The 16,748-nt window shown below is 53.9% G+C and carries 14 protein-coding genes; 12 read left to right on the top strand and 2 right to left on the bottom strand.

The window, feature by feature from the left end; translation table 11 throughout:
* The first annotated feature begins 47 nt into the window (after positions 1-47).
* The 12 genes from STSP2_RS16590 (at position 48) to STSP2_RS16540 (ending at position 13,296) form a co-directional block, all read left to right on the top strand.
* Positions 48-719, top strand: a complete 672-nt coding sequence (locus STSP2_RS16590) for a transposase (protein ID WP_146663831.1) — start codon at positions 48-50, stop codon at positions 717-719.
* A 594-nt stretch (positions 720-1,313) separates the two neighbouring features.
* Entirely contained in the window at positions 1,314-2,114 is an 801-nt protein-coding gene (locus tag STSP2_RS16585) for an amidohydrolase family protein (RefSeq protein ID WP_146663830.1), read from the top strand.
* 188 nt (positions 2,115-2,302) lie between these two features.
* Complete coding sequence (locus STSP2_RS17430) at positions 2,303-2,473, top strand: symporter small accessory protein (protein ID WP_169853302.1); 171 nt, start codon at positions 2,303-2,305, stop codon at positions 2,471-2,473.
* 46 nt (positions 2,474-2,519) lie between these two features.
* Entirely contained in the window at positions 2,520-4,418 is a 1,899-nt protein-coding gene (locus STSP2_RS16580; RefSeq protein WP_146663829.1) for a sodium:solute symporter family protein, read from the top strand.
* A 94-nt stretch (positions 4,419-4,512) separates the two neighbouring features.
* Positions 4,513-6,000 (top strand): alginate export family protein, encoded by a 1,488-nt coding sequence (locus tag STSP2_RS16575; protein WP_146663828.1) that lies wholly within the window; start codon positions 4,513-4,515, stop codon positions 5,998-6,000.
* 352 nt (positions 6,001-6,352) lie between these two features.
* Positions 6,353-7,072, top strand: a complete 720-nt coding sequence (gene hisA / locus STSP2_RS16570; RefSeq protein WP_146663827.1) for a 1-(5-phosphoribosyl)-5-[(5-phosphoribosylamino)methylideneamino]imidazole-4-carboxamide isomerase — start codon at positions 6,353-6,355, stop codon at positions 7,070-7,072.
* A 168-nt stretch (positions 7,073-7,240) separates the two neighbouring features.
* Positions 7,241-8,713 carry an IMP dehydrogenase gene (guaB, locus tag STSP2_RS16565; protein ID WP_146663826.1) on the top strand — a complete coding sequence of 491 codons (1,473 nt, stop codon included), beginning with the start codon at positions 7,241-7,243 and terminating at the stop codon, positions 8,711-8,713.
* Between the two features lie 47 nt (positions 8,714-8,760).
* Complete coding sequence (gene guaA / locus STSP2_RS16560; RefSeq protein ID WP_146663825.1) at positions 8,761-10,302, top strand: glutamine-hydrolyzing GMP synthase; 1,542 nt, start codon at positions 8,761-8,763, stop codon at positions 10,300-10,302.
* 24 nt (positions 10,303-10,326) lie between these two features.
* Entirely contained in the window at positions 10,327-11,163 is an 837-nt protein-coding gene (locus tag STSP2_RS16555) for a phosphatase PAP2 family protein (protein ID WP_146663824.1), read from the top strand.
* 300 nt (positions 11,164-11,463) lie between these two features.
* Positions 11,464-12,075 carry an InlB B-repeat-containing protein gene (locus STSP2_RS16550; protein ID WP_169853301.1) on the top strand — a complete coding sequence of 204 codons (612 nt, stop codon included), beginning with the start codon at positions 11,464-11,466 and terminating at the stop codon, positions 12,073-12,075.
* Between the two features lie 172 nt (positions 12,076-12,247).
* On the top strand, positions 12,248-12,817 hold the full coding sequence (locus STSP2_RS16545) for a winged helix-turn-helix domain-containing protein (protein ID WP_146659670.1): 570 nt from the start codon (positions 12,248-12,250) through the stop codon (positions 12,815-12,817).
* Entirely contained in the window at positions 12,724-13,296 is a 573-nt protein-coding gene (locus STSP2_RS16540; protein ID WP_146659672.1) for an IS630 family transposase, read from the top strand. Before STSP2_RS16545 ends, STSP2_RS16540 begins: the two co-directional genes overlap by 94 nt.
* A 170-nt stretch (positions 13,297-13,466) precedes the next feature.
* Here the strand turns inward: STSP2_RS16540 and STSP2_RS16535 are convergent, their stop codons facing one another.
* Both STSP2_RS16535 and topA read right to left on the bottom strand, forming a co-directional pair.
* A complete protein-coding gene (locus STSP2_RS16535) occupies positions 13,467-13,775 on the bottom strand; it encodes a co-chaperone GroES (RefSeq protein WP_146664107.1) in 309 nt (102 codons plus the stop codon).
* Between the two features lie 71 nt (positions 13,776-13,846).
* Entirely contained in the window at positions 13,847-16,312 is a 2,466-nt protein-coding gene (gene topA / locus STSP2_RS16530; protein WP_146663822.1) for a type I DNA topoisomerase, read from the bottom strand.
* Positions 16,313-16,748: the final 436 nt, after the last annotated feature.

The following is a 16,748-nucleotide window of genomic DNA, read 5'->3' as shown; positions in this document are numbered from 1 at the left end:
ACTTTTTCTGCTTGACAACTCTGCTTTTGCCCCTATAATCGCTCATTATGCCAAGACAAAAACGCATCGCAAAAGGAAACATCGTCTACCACGTGCTCAACCGCGCCAACGGCCGCCTGCGTATATTCAAAAAGGACGACGACTTCCGCGCTTTCGAGCAGATCCTCGCCGAAGCCGCCGAACGCTTCGACATGCGAATCTGCGGCTACTGCATCATGTCCAACCACTGGCACCTCGTCCTCTGGCCGCGCGCCGACGGCGACCTCTCCGCCTTCATGAAATGGCTCACCGGCACACACTCTCACCGCTGGCATGCCGCCCACCGCACAGTCGGCATCGGCCACCTCTACCAGGGCCGCTACAAAAGCTTCCCCGTCCAGGACGACACCTACTACCTCACCCTCATGCGTTACGTCGAAAGCAACCCGCTCCGCGCAAAACTCGTCAAACGTAGCGCCGACTACCTCTGGAGCTCACTCGCCAACCGCCTCGGCAAAGACTCACCCCTGGAACTAAGCGATGGCCCGATGCCCCTTCCCCGCAGATGGACAAAGCTCGTCGACGGCGCTGCGGACCTGCCCGAAGACGAAATCAAAACCTGCATCCAGCGCGGCCGACCCTTCGGCGACTCCGACTGGACCCACCAAACAGCAAAAGCCCTCTCCCTCGAATCCTCCCTCCGCCCCAGAGGCCGCCCCCGCAAAACAACCCCTAACTAAAAAGGGTCAGACACTTTTAATTTGCATGATCGACACCGCAGGCAACGTCGTCGGATAAATTAAAAAGGGTCAGACACCGTTAATTTGCATATAAGTGCCTTACTAGTAAACACTTACATCTAAGCTGCACAACTGGTGCAACGTCAGCAGCCCCTTGGTTGAAATCCACCCCCACCCCCCAAACTGTCAAGCCCAAACGAAAGATCATCACAAAACATCAGCCAACCAAATCAACGTCCCAGCACCCCGACCATTTCCCGCACCCACCAGCCGCATAATATTAACAAAAAAAGTTCGCCGAGAATGGACCCAACGGAAAGTTCGTCGGAGGCGCGGCTGTTAAATTCTGCGGCGGCCCGACCACCGAAGTCGAACGGAAAAAGGACCCCCGAAAGACAAATCCGAGTTTTGAAACAGTTCCTCGATTCTGCCCGGCCCAATATGCATACTGATTTTCCATTCCTCCACGGCACCTAACATCAAGCGTTTTCAAACGACTTCCGGTTTTTACTGGACAACCACCTTCAAAATCGCTTCCATAGTCATACATACCAAACCTGAATTCATCAGCATTAAAAAAGAGGTTTACCGACAGTGCCTTCACGTATAATAGATTTCCACACACACGCATTCCCCGACGCGGTAGCCGAAAGGGCCATGGCCAACCTGCAGAGCGGCGCAACAGGCGTAGAAGCATACCTTGACGGCACGGTCGCCGACCTCTTACGCTCAATGGACGCCGCAGGCATCGAAAAAAGCTTCATCTGCACCATAGCAACCCGCCCCGGCCAGTTCGAAGGCGTCCTAACTTGGTGCGACTCCATACGTTCCGACAGGATCCTCCCTTTCCCTTCCCTGCATCCGAAAGATGACGACAAACCCCAAAAGATCCAGCAGATCGCCCGCGAAGGCTTCCACGGCGTCAAGCTCCATCCCTTCTACCAGAACTTCTACGCAAACGACCCCCGCATGCGTGAAATCTACGACAATATCTGCACTTCCCAACTCGTCCTGCTTTTGCACTGCGGCTACGACATCGCATTTCCCCGTGAAAGAAGGGTGGACCCCGCAAAGATCCGCGACCTGGCCCAAAACTGGCCCGATCTCAAGCTCGTCGCCGCCCACATGGGTGGCTGGGACGCATGGGACGAAGTAGAGCAGCTCATCCTCGGCCGCAACATATATATGGATATCTCTTTCACCTTCCGGTCACTCGGCGTACAAAAAACAGCCGACCTGATCCGCAGACACGGCCCCCAAAAGGTCCTCTTCGGCACCGACAGCCCCTGGAACGACCAGTCGCAGGAGCTAAAACTGTTGCGTGACACAAACCTCCCCCAGGCGGACCTGGACCTGATCTTATCCCAAAACGCCCTCCGTTTGCTGGACATCTGACATTTCAATCTCCGCCTGCGTCCGTGTTAATGCGTATACTGCTCGCTAAATATGCGGACAACGCAGAGTTTTAATACAAAAAACTGCAATGATTCCATCCTAACCGCCGATGAAGTTGCAATACCATATACTAAATATGCTTCCGCACTGTCTGCGGACGCATCAAGTGGTCAAAATAGGAGTGAGCCATGTTTGGGATCGAGAGTAAAGGCGTTTTACTGGCATACCTTTTATGCATCGTAAGTACACTCATATGCGTAGTTTACGGCCTCATCACCTGGAATCGCGGCGACGAAGAGGTCGAGCCCGACGATGTACAGTGGGCTCAGGAAGAGGCCAGTATCGAGGAAGAATTCTAATCGGGGCAGCGGGAAACGCTTGATCCTTTAAAACTTGGAGGAATACATGCTACTAGCACAAGCAGTTGGTATAACGGAAATACTCGTCGTCCTGGCCTATCTCATGGTGACTTTCTACCTGGGCTGGCTGGGCTTCAAACGCACTAAAAACGCTGCCGATTACCTCATCGCCGGCCGCGACGTACACCCCTTCGTCATGGCCCTCAGCTACGGTGCAACCTTCATCTCCACCAGTGCCATCGTCGGTTTCGGCGGCGTCGCCGGCATGTTCGGCATGAGCCTTCTCTGGCTCACGTTCCTAAACATTTTCGTCGGCATTTTCCTGGCCTTCGTCTTCCTCGGGGGCCCAACCCGCCGCATGGGCCACAGGCTAAAGGCCCATACCTTCCCCGAACTGCTCGGCAAAAGGTACCAAAGCAAGTTCCTACAGATATTCGCCGGCGTCGTAATATTCCTGTTCATACCCCTGTACGCCGCTGCCGTACTCATCGGCGGCTGTGAGTTCATCTCCGCTAAGTTCGGCGTGGATTATCAGGTCGCACTCCTCGTTTTCAGTGTCATTATCGCCGGTTACGTCATCGTCGGCGGCCTCAAAGGCGTCATGTACAGCGACGCCCTCCAGGGCTCACTCATGTTCATCGGTATGATCGCACTGCTGATCGCCACCTACGCAATGCTCGGCGGCGTCGGTCAGGCACACGCCGACCTCACCGAAATGAACGAAATGCCCTCGCTCTTCGGCGCGATCGGCTTCCAGGGCTGGATGTCAATGCCCAAGGGCCCCGGCTGGGGCGAACCCCAATATGACCTCTGGTGGATCATCATCTCCACCATCACCCTCGGCGTAGGCATCGGCGTACTCGCCCAGCCCCAGCTCGCCGTTCGCTTCATGACCGTAAAAAGCACCAAAGAACTCAACAGGGCGGTCCTCGTCGGCGGCATCTTCATCCTCATCATGACCGGCGTCGCATTCGTCGTCGGTTCACTCAGCAACCTCTACTTCCACAAATACGAAAAAGTTGAAGGCACCATCGTCTCCGTCACCGAACGAACCGGCGTCACCGCCAAAAAAGAACGCGGCATCCTCAAACAGATCCCATGTCAACTCCTCCACGTCGACACCGACGGCGACGAGATCGCCGACATAAACCTCATCGGCAAGGGCTACGACGTCACTCTCGACAACGGCAAGACCATCCCGTTCTCCAAGCTAATGCCCAACGCAAAAATCGACCAGCAGCCCGACGGCACAGCCATCATCCACCCCCGCGCAACCTCATTCCTCCGCTCCGTAGTCAAAGGCGCAGGCGGCGACTGGATGTTCAACTCCGGCAGCATCATACCCATCTACGTCACCCGCGCAATGCCCGGCTGGTTCGGCCTCATCTTTCTCCTCACACTCCTCTCAGCAGCCATGAGCACACTCTCCAGCCAGTTCCACGCCGTCGGTACCAGTATTGGCAGGGACGTTTACGAGCAGGTCAGCCACAGCAAAAAATCCAGCATGAACATTACCCGCATCGGCATCGTCATCGGCATCGTCTACGCCGTCATCATAAGCAATTACCTCCGCGGCGGCTATTTCATCGCCCGTGCAACCGCCATATTCTTCGGCCTCTGCGCAAGCGCATTCCTCCCTGCATTCGTCGGCGGCCTGTTCTTCAAGAAGATTACCCGAGCCGGCGCCATCGCCTCCATGCTCACCGGTTTCCTCATCACCATGTTCTGGCTGATGTTCATAAAAGACAAGGAAGCCCGCGCACTCGGCGTCTGCCATGCACTCTTCGAAAAGCATTCCCTGCTGCTCGACAAACCTAACTGGTCAGTCGTCGACCCCGTTGTCGTCGCCTTGCCCATCGCCATCATAGTCGCTATCGCAGTGTCTATATTCACCGCACCCCCTAAAGAAGAACATCTGGATAAGTGTTTTGGCGCAAGCAGTTAAACTAAAGTAATTCAAAAACGTAACCGATACTTTGTAAAAGGCCGTTAAACGGACTGCACGGCCGGTGCTTTGAACTTTGTGAAGGAGTAAAAAAATGAAGTTTGCCTTGAAAATTCTGTGTCTAGTCGTTGTCGCGGCAATGCTCACTGTCCCTGCATTTGCCGCCGACGAAAAACAAGAAGCCGTCAAGACAGGCCAGCAAGCCTCCGAGCAGGTAACCCAGTATACCGGCGAGGACATCCCCGCACCCCATACCCACATGTTCTACGATGCTGACTGGCTCGACAAGTTCCATAACCCAACCGAAGGCGTAGAGCTTGGCCTCGATTTCCGCTTCCGTGAGGTTTACGCTGAAAATTACACAACACTCGATAAAGATTTTCCCGCCGCTGACAACTACGCACATTACCAGCGATATCGTACCCGCATGTCCGGCAAGTTCAACCTTTCGCCGGATGTTGACCTCAACACCCGTCTGGTCTGGGAATTCTTCACCTGGGAAAAACCAAGCACCAGGCCCCAGTCAACCGAATTTGACGAGGTCCTGTTTGACCGCCTGAACTTCACGTTCAGAAACGCCTTCGATATGCCCCTGACCATCGTCGTCGGTCGCCAGGACATCATTCTCGGCAACGGCTGGCTCGTACTCGAAGGCACACCCGCCGACGGTTCCAGAACGATCCACTTCGACGCAGTTCGCGCAACCTACGACCTGCAGGACGAGGGCGACAAGCTCGACCTGATCTACGTTCAGAACTACGACAAAGAAAATAAATGGCTCAAACCATTCAGCTACAACGATGCACGCCACTTCACCCAGGGTCAGGATGAACGCGGCGCGATCGTCTACTGGACCAACAAACTCGGCCCCAAGGCCCAGACCGAAGCATACTACATCTACAAAGAGGACCGTAGGTCTCCCCGAGCAGCAGCAACTGTCCCCAACGCCGAGATCCACACATTCGGCGGTGCCCTCCAGGACGCGATCGACCAGAACTGGTCATACCGTGCTGAACTCGCAAAGCAGTTCGGCCAGAAGGGTCAGACCGACCTCAACGCCATGGCATTCAACGGCCGCCTCAAGTACAGCTTCAACAACGAATGTCAAAGCGCCGTCTTCATGGATTATGAATATCTCTCCGGCGACCGTCCCGGTACCGGCAACGATGAGGCCTTCGACACACTCTGGGGTGACTACCCGCAGGCACAGCGCGGCGGCGACCTCCCAATCTACGTCTGGGTAGGCGAAAGCGGAAACCTCGGCCAGATGACCAATTTCCACCGCCTCGGCTTCGGCCACTACTTCAAGCCCCACGAGAAATGGTCACTCGAAACTCTCTACAACCTCTACTGGGCCGACGACAACACCTTGGCAGCAGGTGCAACCGGTGGCGGCGGTTTCCCGACATACGGCAGCGGCAGGTTCCGCGGCCAGATGTTCACCGCTTACCTCAAGTATCGCTGCTGTGCCCAGCTCAACGCTCACTTCCTGGTTGACTACTTCGTACCGGGCGACTTCTACGCAGACAACAGCCGTGACCACGGCCTGTTCGCAAGATTCAACGTTCAGTACACCTTCTAAAACAGAGCACTTGGTTTATCTGTAGAGGACCTGGATTCGTTTCCAGGTCCTTTTTTTTGATTCCAGCCAACGAAACCAACACCCCAGCACATCACCAACCATTAACCGTACTCTCGAGCCGCATAATTTCACAGTCCGCCGAGAATGGACCCTCCAAATAGTTCGTCGGAGGCGCGGCTGTTAAATTCTGTGGCGGTGCAATTGGGTGCTCCAAAATATTTCCTGATAATTTTTTATGCTTAACTGCACCTCAGATAAGAAATATTCGCATTTACCATTTGAAAACCTCGGCCTTTCTTTCTAAAATCCGGCTCAATAAACAGTCGAGAACGTTTTCAAAAAGGTTACCGCTATGTATATTCTGCCTGCAATTGATTTAATGGACGGCAAGTGCGTTCGGCTCATCCAGGGCGACTACCACAAACAGATGGTCTACAGGGACAACCCCGTCGATCAGGCAGCCGAATTCAGGCAGGCCGGCGCCCAATGGCTCCACGTGGTCGACCTCGACGGCGCGAAAATAGGCAAATCCGTCAACGCCGACACCATCGCCGCAATCGTCAACGCCGATCTCGGCCTCAAGGTCGAAGTCGGCGGCGGCATCCGCGACGAAGATTCCATCAAACGTATGCTCAACGCAGGCGTCGACCGCGTCATCATCGGCACCCGAGCAGTAAACGATTTCGGCTGGTTCACCCAGATGGTCGAAAAATACCCCAACAAGCTCGTCCTCGGTCTCGATGCACGCGGCTCGAAGGTCGCCATCGAGGGCTGGACACAGGAAGGCTCACACTCCTTGCTCGAATTCGCAAAGCAGGCCGCCCATATGCCCATCGCGGCCATCATCTACACCGACATCAGCAAGGACGGCATGATGGCCGGACCCAATTTCGAACGCACAGGAGAGCTCGCCGCCGCCGTCAGCGTCCCCGTAATCGCCTCCGGCGGAGTCACGACCCTCGAAGACATCAAAAAACTCGCTCCGCTGCAGGTCGAAGGGGCCATCGTCGGCAGGGCCCTCTACGAAGGTACACTCGATCTCAAAGACGCCATCGCCGCGGCGGGCCGATAACAGTACTGATATCGCGGTTTTGGACATACGGCACGTGTTAATAGATTAAGACGACAAGCAATTTCGTCATAGTGCTTGATTTGTGTTTCCTGAGTGCAATTACGTTTGACTGACACCGCTTCACAGACTATACTACGCAATTCTATCATTCTTTCAGGGAGATTTTCTATGCGTGGCGACAAGATTGTTGCTGAAGGTATAACCTTTGATGACGTCCTGCTGATACCGGCTCGCAGTGACTTTGTGCCAAGCGAAGCCGATACGTCGACACAGCTCACCAAAAACGTCCGGATCAATATCCCAATGATCTCGGCTGCAATGGACACCGTTACCGAGTCCTCCCTCGCCATAGCCATCGCTCAGGAGGGCGGCATCGGTATCATACACAAAAACCTGCCCGTCGAGCTCCAGCAGCGAGAGGTCGCAAAGGTAAAACGCAGCGAGAACGGCATAATACAGGACCCCGTCACCCTCAGCCCCGCAGACACCGTCAGCCGTGCCAAACAGGTCATGGACGAACAGAACGTCTCGGGAATCCCGATCATTACCGAAAACCGCAAACTCGCCGGCATTCTCACCCGCCGCGACCTCAGGTTCCTCACCGACGACTCAGCCAAGATCGACACGGTAATGACAAAGAACAACCTCGTCACCGCCTCAGCCGACACCGATCTGGAACAGGCCAAGGAACTTCTAAGACGCCACAAGGTCGAAAAGCTCCTTCTCGTTAACGACAAGAACGAGCTCGCCGGCCTCATCACCATGCGAGACGTCTACCGCGTCGAGCAGTACCCGCTCTCCGTCCGCGACGATCGCGGTAGGCTCAGAGTCGGTGCAGCCGTAGGCGTCAAGAATTTCGATCGCATCGAAGCACTCATCGAAGCCGAAGCAGACGTCATCGTCGTCGACACCGCCCACGGCCACAGCGAAAACGTAATCGAAACCGTCAAATGGACCAAGAAAAACTATGACATCGACGTCATCGCAGGCAACATCGCCACCAAACAGGCAGCGAAGGACCTGCTCGAAGCCGGCGCAGACGCGGTAAAGGTCGGTATCGGCCCAGGCGCAATATGCACCACACGCGTCATCAGCGGCGTTGGCGTCCCCCAGATATCAGCCGTCATGGACGTTGTCGAAGTCGCCAAACAGTACGGCGCACCCGTCATAGCAGACGGCGGCATCCGAAACAGCGGCGACATCACAAAAGCTATCGCCTCAGGTGCCTCTAGCGTCATGCTCGGCTCACTTTTCGCAGGACTCGCCGAAAGCCCCGGCCAAACCGTTATCTACAAAGGCAGACAGTTCAAGGAATATCGAGGCATGGGCTCGCTCGGCGCAATGGTCAAAGGCTCTGCCGACCGCTACGGCCAAAAGAGCGACACAGGCAAGGAAAAACTCGTCCCCGAGGGCGTCGAAGGACGCGTCCCCTACAAGGGCCCGCTCAGTACCTTCCTATATCAGCTCGTCGGCGGACTCCGTGCAGGCATGGGATACTGCGGCACACGAACCATCCCCGAACTGCAGGACCGCGCACAATTCGTAAAGGTCAGCGCTGCGACCATCCACGAATCGCACCCGCACGATATCATGATAACCAAAGAATCACCGAACTACTCAGCCGCGGAATACGACAGTTGATCTGTCGCCCGACGTTAAACTAGCAACATAACTTGTAAGAGAACAAAATGTCACGTGAGACAATCGCCATAATCGATTTCGGCAGCCAGTACGGCCAGCTCATCGCCCGCAGAGTACGGGAACAGAAAGTTTATTCGGTAATCTACCAGCCCGACGTCCCCGCCGCCAAACTTGCACAGCTCGGTGTAAAAGGCGTCATCCTCTCAGGCGGACCAAAAAGCGTCTACGCGGAAAACGCCCCCTCCTGCGATCCCAAAATATTCGAGCTCGGCGTCCCCGTCCTCGGCATCTGCTACGGCATGCAGATAGGCTGTAAGATACTCGGCGGCGACATCCAGCCCGCCAGGAGCCGTGAGTACGGCCGCACCAAACTCAAAGTCGTCAACGATCAGGACCTCTTCAAGGGCGTACCCGAGTCGACCACGGTATGGATGAGTCACGGCGACCAGGTCAACGAGCTCAATGACGATTTCGAGTCGCTCGCCGAAACACCAACATGCCCCTACGGCGCGGTAAGACACAAGGACGGCAAATTCTTCGGCGTTCAGTTCCACCCCGAGGTCACCCACACGCCCTGCGGCAACGACATACTGCAGAATTTCATCTACGACATCTGCGGCTGTGCAGGCAACTGGCAGATGAGCGACTTCGTCGAAGAAACCATCGAAAAGGTCCGCAACCAGGTCGGTGATTCAAAGGTCATCTGCGGCCTCAGCGGCGGCGTCGATTCCGCCGTTACCGCTGCACTGCTGCACAAAGCCATCGGCGATCAGCTTGTTTGTATCTTCGTCGACAACGGCCTTCTCCGCAAGAACGAGCGTGAGGGCGTCGTCCAGATGTTCAGCGGCCACTTCCACATGGACCTGCACGTCGTCGACTGGAGCGACCAGTTCCTCGACCAGCTCGCAGGCGTTACCGACCCGCAGAAAAAACGCAGAATAATCGGCGCAGAATTCATTGCCGCCTTCAAGAGCGAAGCTGACAAGATCGAAAACGCTGAGTTCCTCGCCCAGGGCACCCTCTACCCCGACGTCATCGAGTCCGGCAACAAGGACGGCAACCTCGCAGCAAATATCAAGCTGCACCATAACGTAGGCGGCCTGCCGGAAAAACTCGGATTCAAGCTTGTCGAACCACTTCGCGACCTCTTCAAGGACGAGGTCAGGCTCGTCGGTGAATACCTCGGCCTGCCCGAAGATATGGTCTGGCGCCATCCTTTCCCCGGACCGGGCCTTGCCGTACGCGTCATCGGTGAAATAACCCGCGAAAGACTCGCTGTCCTCCGCGAAGCCGACGCAATAGCTATCGAAGAGATCAAGGCTGCAGGACTCTACAGAAGCATATCACAGGCACTCGCGGTGCTTCTGCCCGTCGGTACCGTAGGCGTCATGGGCGACGAACGCAGCTACGAGAGCGTCATCGCCATCCGTGCCGTCGAAACGACCGACTTCATGACCGCCGATTTCTCGCACATACCTTTCGAGGTGCTGGGAACCATTTCCAGCAGGATCATCAACGAAGTTCGCGGCGTCAATCGTGTCTGCTACGACATATCGTCCAAGCCGCCCGCAACGATAGAATGGGAATAACCTGTTCCAACCGGAGGAGCAATTATGAAACATTGCATAGCTTTGCTGATAGTAATCTTAGTCACCGCAACACCCGTATTTGCTGGCACACAGGAAAACACCCAGTCAGGCAGTCTGCTCGATGAAGATTATCAGGCCAGCTTCGACGAAGTAAAACCCCTCGATGCCCTCTGGGACGATATATGGACCCTGCCGGACGTTATCGAGGAGAACACAGTGGAAATCCTCGACAACCCGGACTACGTCAACGCTCTGCTCATGGCCGGCGGTGCCAGCATCGCCATGCATGCAAGCGGCGCCGATGACGATATCGCGGACAACTTCGAGGACCACCAGGCCCTCCGCGACGACTGGGCCGACGAAGGTACATATCTTGTCGGCGGCCCCGGCTTCCATTTCGCCGCAACCGGCCTCTGGTACCTCTTCAGCCATGCAAACCAGGACGAGATAAACAAGAAAAACGCCTGGACCATGATGAAGGCACTATCGGTGACCGGCTTCTGGACCCTCACCGCCAAAGTGATTAGAAACAACGACACACCCAACGGCAAGGACCTCGCCTGGCCCAGCGGCCATACTTCCAGCTCCTTCACCGTCGCTGCCGTCCTCGACGAACTCTACGGCCCCAACGTCGGCATCCCAGCCTACCTCGGCGCCGGCTTCGTCGGTTTCCGCATGATGGACAGCGGTGACCACTGGGGAAGTGACGTAGTTTTCGGCGCGGTCCTCGGCTACATCGTGGGCCACCACGTCGCAGGCGAAGACAAACTCCCCCAGGTCGGCGGCTTCGATGTCATCCCCTTCTCAGGCGTCGACGGCAAAGAAGAATACATGGGCATAGGACTCCATCGCAGGTTCTAAAGTAACTGAAAAATATCCAGTTCATTAAAATGACTCTGGGCTCATGTTGGGCATTTTAGGCCCTGTTTTCGGTGACAACTTTTGCATGTTTTTCACCCCTTTCTTCTTAGTTTTGACCCCATTTCGATGAGTTTTGCCCAACTTTTCACATCTTTTCAAATAGTCATTTTAGCGTACATTAGCTTGACACTTTCAGCCGTATGGGGTATAAGTTTGCTGAGGTTTTCGAATGAAAAGTTGATTTTCAGTGCTGATATGGACGATTTTAGGCCCATCCAGCGTCTCAGGGGAGAAACATTGATGAAAAGTAATAAAAATATGACCAGGTCGCGGCTATACCCTGTCGCTTTAGTCGGTATGGGCCTTCAGATGTGCATTTTTGCACTGCTGGCGACCGTTTCCCCCGTTCAGGCCGCGACCGGCGAATACTCGCTGATGGTTCAGCGAAGCCCCGTCGACGGCGGCACGGTTACCCCCGATGCAGGCGTACACAGCTACAATAAAGCCGAAAAAACTACCATAACTGCAAGCCCACGCCCGGGTTACAGATTTGCAGGCTGGCTCGGCGACGTAGGAAACAACTCCAGCGCCAGCACCACAATTACCGTTGACTCACCAAAAATGGTTGTCGCCGTCTTCCAGCGCGAAGACGAAGAAGAAACAGTAATCCTCACTGAAGAACAATCCCCCCAAAGTCAGGCATCAGGCCCGCTGCATCGTAACAGCCGCGGTGTTGGTGCCGGCGGCGGCGCAAGTCCCGCAGGCGGCGGTTTTCCTATCGCCAGCGGTGATGATGATCCGGAAATTATACCTGTCGACCCGCCTGAGACACCTGAAATCCCCGAACCTGCGACAATTCTGCTGCTAGGTGCAGGCGGGCTGCTCCTGCGAAGAAGACCCCGGCAGAAATAAGAAAGCTCCGGCCGCGGTTGGGTAAGACAATTGTGCAACCTAAGTGCTTGTCTATCAGACGCTTGCAAGGGATGTTATACGCATTGTGAAATTTTTTCGCGCGCCACGGTTTTAGACTTGCGCCATCGCTAATGATGTGTCATAATTCCTAAAAAATGAAAGGAAATATGGCATGCACATCAGTGAGATCAAGTACGGTGACCTGCAAAAGTTAAAAGAAAAAGCTCGGATTGAAACCAATGCAAAGCAGCGAGATCGATATCGGGTGGTAGCCCTGGCATTGGAGGGATGGCAAACAAAAGCGATCATGACAAAACTTGATCGCAGCAAAAACTTCGTTCAGCGATGGTGTTATTTCTACCGTGATGGCGGCATTGAGGCTATCGCACCAAAACGTCAAAGCGGCAGGCCTACAAAACTGCCACGCAAAAAAGAGCCTGAGTTGATCAAGCGAATTCAAGATGGACCAACCGATTCAGACGGTGGTGTATGTGTGCTACGCGGCAGAGACATAAGACGGATTCTTGAAAGAGAATTTGGCGTAAAATATTCGCTCTTCGGCGTCTATGATCTAATGCATAGATTGGGGCTTTCATGTCTAAAACCAAGGCCTAAGCACCGAAAGAACGATCCGGAAAAAATGCAGCAGTGGTTGGAGCAAGCCCCCTTTTTGTCCAAAAAGTCCGAACAGAAAACCCCGAAAAGAAAATTGAGATCTGGTTCCAGGACGAAGTGCGAATAGGCCAGCAAGGAACACTGACCAATGTTTGGGCTCCAAAAGGATCCAGGCCTACAGCAGTAAAGCAGACCGAGTATGATTGGGTATATATTTTTGGAGCTGTCAATCCTGTCAATGGCAAATCGTCGGCTGTGATTACTCCGACTGTTAACACTGATTATATGAATCACCACCTGAGATTTATAAGCGAGGAGGCAGGCAAAGATGTACATGTGGTTCTGGTTCTTGATCAGGCTGGTTGGCATATCGCTAAACAGTTGGTTGTGCCGAAGAATATCAGCCTGCTTCACCTGCCTGCATACAGTCCGGAATTGAATCCGATAGAACGTCTTTGGGCCTATATGAAGAGTCACTACTTGAGCAACCGCATTTACAAAAATTATGAGGAAATATTCAACGCAGGAACAGTTGCATGGAACAATATAACCTCAGAAATGTTCTGCTCAATATGCAATACTGAATGGATTAAGCATGAGAATTAATCACAATGCGTATTAGGCATTTGCAAAAGAATTTTTGCGTCTGCGAAAGAGTGTGTTTTGGTTTTGCACAGACTGCATTGGTTGTGGACAATGAAAAAAGCTGCCGCATACTGAAGCGACAGCTTTGTGGGTGTAAGTGTTTTTGCAGCAGGGTTTTACCGTGATCTTGATCAGGTCTTGCGGAAGACTGCTACTACGTTTTCCACGTCTACTACGAACAGGCGGTTGTCGCCTTCGAAATCTACCGGGATCGCGCCTTTTGGATTGAAAAGCACCTTGTCATACTGCTTCAACGGCAGTTCTGCTGTGATCTCCACTTCCGCGGAAACCGACACTATCCTGCCCGTTATCGTTGGTATCTCGATGTTGTCCGGCAGTTGAATGCCGCCCTTGGTTTCCTTTTTGTCCTCGTCTTTGCGGATAACCACCCGCATGCCGATCGGCTCGACGGTCTCAAAGCTGTCGGAAGCGTCATCCATATTGTTCAGATCATCAAATTCTGCCATTAGTCAAACTCCTTGCAAGGCCGGCAGCGTTTTTTGTGACGCTGCTATTCAGATTCAGTCTTAGGGCTGGTTTTCTTTTTCGTCTTCTTCTTAGCGGTTTTCTTTTTAGCTGTCTTTTTCTTCGCTGTCTTCTTTTTGGCCTTTTTCTTCTTTGATTTCTTTTTCGCTGACTTTTTACGGCCCAGCATCTCGTCCGCTTCTTCCCATGTCTCGGGCGGCCATTTGCCCTCTTCCTGGAGCTTTTTCAGGTTGTCGAGCTGTTTCATGCTAACGATCGTCCGGCACCTGGGGAACTTGTTGCAGCCCAGGAACGGCCCGCGCTTGGACTGTCTTATGACCAGTTCGCCTTTTTTGCATTTGTAGCATTTGATGCCTGTCGGCTCGGGCGGAGCCTTGGGCGGCTGCACGTTGCCTTCCTTGTCAATGTTCATGATCGTCTTGCACTGCGGATAGTCCGAGCATCCGAGGAACTTGCCGAAACGCCCGCTCTTGACCACCATGGGTTTTTCGCAATTGGGGCACTTGTGTTCCGTAACTTCTTCCTTGACCATCTTGCCTTCGCGGTCGCAGGGGCAAGCGAATTTGCAGTCCGGATACTTCGAACAGCTTAAGAACCGGCCGTTCTTGCCGAAGCGGTATACCATTGGAGCTTCGCATTCTGGGCAGGTATACTCGCTGGGCGTGGTCTCGGCCTTGGCGTGCTTCATCTCTTCTTTGGCGGTCTCGAGGTTTTCCTTGAAAGGCCCGTAGAATTCGTTGAGCACGTTCACCCAGTCGAGGTGATGCTCCTCGATCTCGTCAAGCTGACCCTCCATGTGCCGCGTGAACGCGATGTCCATGATCTTCGGGAAAAACTCAGCCAGCTTATCCGTCACAACCTCGCCCAGGTCAGTAGCATAAAACTTGTTCTTGAGTTTTTCGACATACTTGCGGTCCTGGATCGTGCTGATGATGCTTGCGTATGTACTTGGCCGGCCGATGCCTTCGCGTTCCAGCGCCTTGACCAGCGATGCCTCTGTGTAGCGGGCGGGGGGCTTGGTGAAGTGCTGTTCCGCATTGACATCGACTGCCGCCAGCGGATCGCTGACCTCCATGCTGGGCAGGTCCTGATCGTTTGAAGTGTTGCGCCAGACCCGTGTGAAGCCGTCGAATACCTGCACCCGGCCGTTCGTGCGATAGGTGCACGGGCCGATCTCGGTTTTGGCTTCGATCTCGATTGTGGTCGTGTCCCACTGGGCCTTTTCCATCTGGCACGCGACAAAGCGGCGCCAGATCAGATCATAAAGCTTGAACTGCTGGTCGTTCAGATACGGCTTTGCGTCGCCGGGTTTGATGCTCGGGTCCGTCGGGCGGATGGCTTCGTGAGCCTCCTGAGCGCCCTTTTTCGATGTGAAGAAATTGGGTTTTTCCGGCACGTAGTTAGGGCCGATATCGCTGCCGATATGACGCCTTACAGCGCTGATGGCCTCGCCCGAGATATGCGTGCTGTCGGTACGCATGTAGGTTATCAGGCCGATCGCTCCCATCGAGCCTAGCTCCACACCTTCGTAAAGCTGCTGGGCCACGGACATGGTGCGCTTGGCGGTGAAGCCTAGCCTGTTTGCCGCCGCCTGCTGCAGAGTTGATGTTATGAACGGCGGGGAAGGTCTTGAAGATACCCGCTTGACCTTCTTGTCAGCGACCGAATACGATCCGTTGCGAATGGCGTTGAATATCTTATGGGCGTCTTCTTCGTTGTCCGCGTGGAACTTGTCGCCGTTTACCCTGGTCAGTTCAGCCTTGAAGGCGTTTCTTTCCCTGAGCCACTCGTACTGCTCGGCGAGGGTTCGGCCCTTCTTTTCGTCCTCGGCCGATTCGAGAAACGCTTTCCAGTCGGCGGAATAGTCCTTGTCCGTTTCCGTGGTGAAAACGGCCGGTATGAGCCAGTATTCATCCGGATCGAAGGCCCTGATCTCGCGTTCCTTTTCGACGATCATCTTGACCGCGACGGACTGAACCCGTCCGGCACTGAGGCCGCGAGCGACCTTTTTCCACAGCAGCGGACTGATCTCGTATCCTACTATACGGTCGAGTACGCGTCTGGCCTGCTGAGCGAGTACACGGTCCATGTTGAGTTTGCCGGGATCGCTGAACGCCTGTTTTATTGCATCCTTGGTTATGGAGTTGAACACAACCCGATAGGTATTCTCATCGGGCATGTTCAGCAACTGTGCCAGATGCCATGCAATCGCCTCTCCCTCACGGTCAAGGTCAGTCGCCAGGTAGAGCCTGTCGCACTTTTTAGCGGCCGACTTTAGAGAGTTGATGACCTTCTTTTTGCCGCGGCTTATCTCATATGTGGGCTCAAAGTCATGCTCGATGTCGATGTTGAGACCTGACGAAGGAAGATCCCGCACATGGCCCATCGATGCCTGGACCTCATATTCGGGTCCGAGATATTTGTTTATTGTTTTAGCTTTTGCCGGTGACTCAACGATCACCAGTGACTTAGAACTGCCGGATTTTGCCATAAAAACACCAAAAAATTATCCCAAAGTTAGATTCCCATCTTGGAGAGAATTAAAATGCCGGTTGCGAAAAGAGCAGAAAATTCAGACCTGCAAGCCGTTTCAAAGCTGTTTTGCAGGCTTTTTGAATCAAACAGACGTCTATTCGACCAGCAAATAGTAAAGACTCATAACAAATCACTATTAGTTATGTCAAGTAAAAACACAAGTACGCAGTTTTACGGCAAGCTGTGATAATTGTTCTGCTGTCACCATTCGGTATGTGATTTGTGCCCTCCCAATGTGTTTAGATGGTGCCCATAGTGATAAGGCCCTATGGCTTTTTCAGGGATGGCCCTGATTTTATTTAAATCTGTGATGCTGTATCATTATTTATGTATCAGGGGCAAATTAAGCGACCCCTAACTGACAAATGCTGCTTCGAGGTCCGGTATTTTCG

It is taken from the genome of Anaerohalosphaera lusitana, from assembly GCF_002007645.1.
Lineage (GTDB): Bacteria > Planctomycetota > Phycisphaerae > Sedimentisphaerales > Anaerohalosphaeraceae > Anaerohalosphaera > Anaerohalosphaera lusitana.
The sequence above is the reverse complement of the archived record's forward strand: the minus strand, read 5'-3'. Positions and strand labels throughout refer to the sequence as shown.

Excerpts from the sequence above, each read along its gene's own strand:
- STSP2_RS16590 (WP_146663831.1), top strand. The coding sequence starts at position 48 with ATGCCAAGACAAAAACGCATCGCAAAAGGAAACATCGTCTACCACGTG.
- STSP2_RS16545 (WP_146659670.1), top strand. The coding sequence starts at position 12,248 with ATGCACATCAGTGAGATCAAGTACGGTGACCTGCAAAAGTTAAAAGAA.
- STSP2_RS16555 (WP_146663824.1), top strand. The coding sequence starts at position 10,327 with ATGAAACATTGCATAGCTTTGCTGATAGTAATCTTAGTCACCGCAACA.
- STSP2_RS16550 (WP_169853301.1), top strand. The coding sequence starts at position 11,464 with ATGAAAAGTAATAAAAATATGACCAGGTCGCGGCTATACCCTGTCGCT.
- STSP2_RS16535 (WP_146664107.1), bottom strand. The coding sequence starts at position 13,775 with ATGGATGACGCTTCCGACAGCTTTGAGACCGTCGAGCCGATCGGCATG.
- STSP2_RS16580 (WP_146663829.1), top strand. The coding sequence starts at position 2,520 with ATGCTACTAGCACAAGCAGTTGGTATAACGGAAATACTCGTCGTCCTG.
- hisA (WP_146663827.1), top strand. The coding sequence starts at position 6,353 with ATGTATATTCTGCCTGCAATTGATTTAATGGACGGCAAGTGCGTTCGG.
- STSP2_RS17430 (WP_169853302.1), top strand. The coding sequence starts at position 2,303 with ATGTTTGGGATCGAGAGTAAAGGCGTTTTACTGGCATACCTTTTATGC.
- guaB (WP_146663826.1), top strand. The coding sequence starts at position 7,241 with ATGCGTGGCGACAAGATTGTTGCTGAAGGTATAACCTTTGATGACGTC.
- topA (WP_146663822.1), bottom strand. The coding sequence starts at position 16,312 with ATGGCAAAATCCGGCAGTTCTAAGTCACTGGTGATCGTTGAGTCACCG.
- STSP2_RS16575 (WP_146663828.1), top strand. The coding sequence starts at position 4,513 with ATGAAGTTTGCCTTGAAAATTCTGTGTCTAGTCGTTGTCGCGGCAATG.
- guaA (WP_146663825.1), top strand. The coding sequence starts at position 8,761 with ATGTCACGTGAGACAATCGCCATAATCGATTTCGGCAGCCAGTACGGC.